This window comes from Microbacterium sp. BF1 (genome assembly GCF_019279095.1).
GTDB lineage: Bacteria > Actinomycetota > Actinomycetes > Actinomycetales > Microbacteriaceae > Microbacterium > Microbacterium maritypicum.
The window spans coordinates 1-2,339 of the sequence record NZ_JAGYWT010000393.1 but is presented as its reverse complement, the minus strand read 5'-3'; the positions used below and the strand labels follow the sequence as shown (position 1 = coordinate 2,339).

At 68.3% G+C, this 2,339-nt stretch carries 2 protein-coding genes; one reads left to right on the top strand and one right to left on the bottom strand.

Annotated features, from left to right (window positions below; genetic code table 11):
• Positions 1-152: 152 nt before the first annotated feature.
• Positions 153-1,436 carry a CDP-glycerol glycerophosphotransferase family protein gene (locus KZA10_RS12655; RefSeq protein ID WP_218683046.1) on the bottom strand — a complete coding sequence of 428 codons (1,284 nt, stop codon included), beginning with the start codon at positions 1,434-1,436 and terminating at the stop codon, positions 153-155.
• A gap of 167 nt (positions 1,437-1,603) precedes the next feature.
• Between KZA10_RS12655 and KZA10_RS12650 the strand changes: the two genes are divergently transcribed.
• The coding region (locus KZA10_RS12650; RefSeq protein WP_256934812.1) for a glycosyltransferase family 2 protein at positions 1,604-2,339 on the top strand (736 nt) is incomplete at its 3' end.

Here is a 2,339-nt window from a genome sequence, read left to right as displayed (position 1 = left end):
GCCCGCGGTCTGGTCGCGGGTGACGAGGGTCGAGAGGTGCGGCCACTCCTCGACGGCCTCCGCCTTCACCCGCAGATCGGCATTCGTCGACCCGGTGCGGCTGAGCAGCTCCAGGCGGGGTGCGACCGACTGCGCGCGGGGAAAGTCCATGCTCAGGCGTCCTCGTCGTCGACTTCTTCGTCGTCGTCGTCCTCGTCTTCGCGGATCGTCCCGACCTCGTGGGCCTGCCAACGCTCCCACTCCTGCATGAGGCGCTCGACCGCGGCATGGAACTTCGCGGTCGCCACCCCCTGCGTGGTGTCGCCGAAGTAGTGCTGGACCCACATCCGCAGCCGGGCGATCGCAGCCTCATCGGCTCGGACCCGATCGACCTCGGCGACGATGTCGACCGCAGCCTCCGCGGTCAGCCATTCGCAATCCGACAGGTAGCCCTGCGTGTCGATCGATGCCTGCTCGTCCGTCGGACGCGTGATCATCAGCGGCTTTCCGGCGGCGAGCCGGTCGTAGACCATGGCGGAGATGTCGACGATGGCGACGTCGGCCGCGGTGAGCTGCCAGCCCAACTCCGGAGCCGCGTCGTAGACATGGTGAGCGGTCGCGTCCGCGGCATTCGCCGCTTCGATCGCGGCCACGATCCGTCGATGCGCGGCGCCGTACGCCTCATCGACCACGCCACTGCGGGGATGGGGGCGGTAGATCACACGGTGGGCACCGGTCGCCAGCAGCCGGCTCACGAGCTCCTCGCCGTGCGAAGCGATCGAACCGTAGTGGGCGCTGGGACGGTCGCCTTCCCAGGTCGGCGCATAGAGCACGACGGTCCGCTCATCGGGCGTGTACGGAAGCGTTCCGGAGTAGTGATCGGCCTGCGGGCGCCCGATCTCGATCGTGCGGTGGTTCACGTCGTAATCCCACAGCGTGCGCGAGAGACGATCCCGAGCGGCCTGTCCGGCGACGAAGGCGTAGTCGTAGGCCTTGTACTGGTTCGTCGTCATGTACATCTTGTCGGACTCGCCGTGATTGATGAACACATGCCAGCGCCGCCCGTACCGGAACATCTGGAAGTTCCTGGTGTTCTGGTTGACGTACAGCACGATGCGGATGTCCTGGGTGGCGATGAACCGCTCCAGATCGCGCACCTTCGGGACGAACACCACCGGAGGGGCGTCTTCTTCGAGGAGCTTCTCGGTCCCGGTGGCCTGCCGGGAGAGCACGACGACGGGCCAGCGCTTCGCGAGCTCGGCGAGCGGGCGGTACCACTGACGCATCTGGTACATGTTCACGGCACCGTCCGCGAAGTAGACCGCGACCTTGAAGTGGTCGGTCGGAAACGGCTCGCGCTCGGCGAGCCGGCGTCGCACGCGCTGCACCGCGGTGCGAGACGCGAGCGCCCGCTTCAGCAGACGGTATCCCTTCTTCGCGTCAGACAGTGCACCCATCCCTCCAGAATAGTTCGTCCGCGTCCGATCCTCCCGCCGCAGCCCGTCCCGCGGACTGCGGACGCCCTGCCGCGCCCTCGATCAGGGAACGTGCGTGGACACCGTGCCATGATCATCATGTGCGCGCCGACGAATTCTCCGCTCCCCTGCCCGGGGTGTCCTTCGTGATGCCGGTGCTCAACGAACGCGCGTACCTCGAACACGCGATCGCCTCGGTGCTCGCTCAGGATGTCGATGCCCCCACCGAGCTCGTGCTCGCGCTGGGCCCGTCGACGGATGGCACGACCGAGCTCGCCCGACGACTCGCGGCGACGGACGACCGCATCCGGCTGGTGGACAACCCTGCGGCGCACATCCCGGTGGGACTGAACGCCGCGATCCGGGCAAGCCGCTACGGCACGATCGTGCGCGTCGACGCGCACTCCGAACTCTCCCCCGGTTACGCCGCCCTGGCGTTGCAGACTCTGGAGCGCACCGGATCGGCGAACGTCGGCGGCGTGATGCACGCCGAGGGGCGCACGCCCTTCCAGAAGGCGGTCGCTCGTCTGTACAACTCCCCTGTCGGGCTCGGCGGAGGCGCCTATCACGGGAGTTCGCAGGAGGGCGAGGCGGAGTCGGCGTACCTCGGCGTGATGCGGCGCGACGTCCTCGATGAGGTCGGGCTGTTCGATGAGTCGATCCGACGTGGGGAGGACTGGGAGCTCAACCTACGGATCCGACAGGCCGGCCATAGGGTGTGGTTCGACCCCGATCTGTCGGTCACCTACTGGCCGCGGGAGAGCTGGCTGCGACTGGCTCGGCAGTTCCGCGCGACGGGCGCCTGGCGCGGCGAGCTCGTGCGTCGGTTCGGTCGCCGCAACGGGATCCGCTATTTCGCCCCGCCCGCGCTCGTGGTGGTCGTGG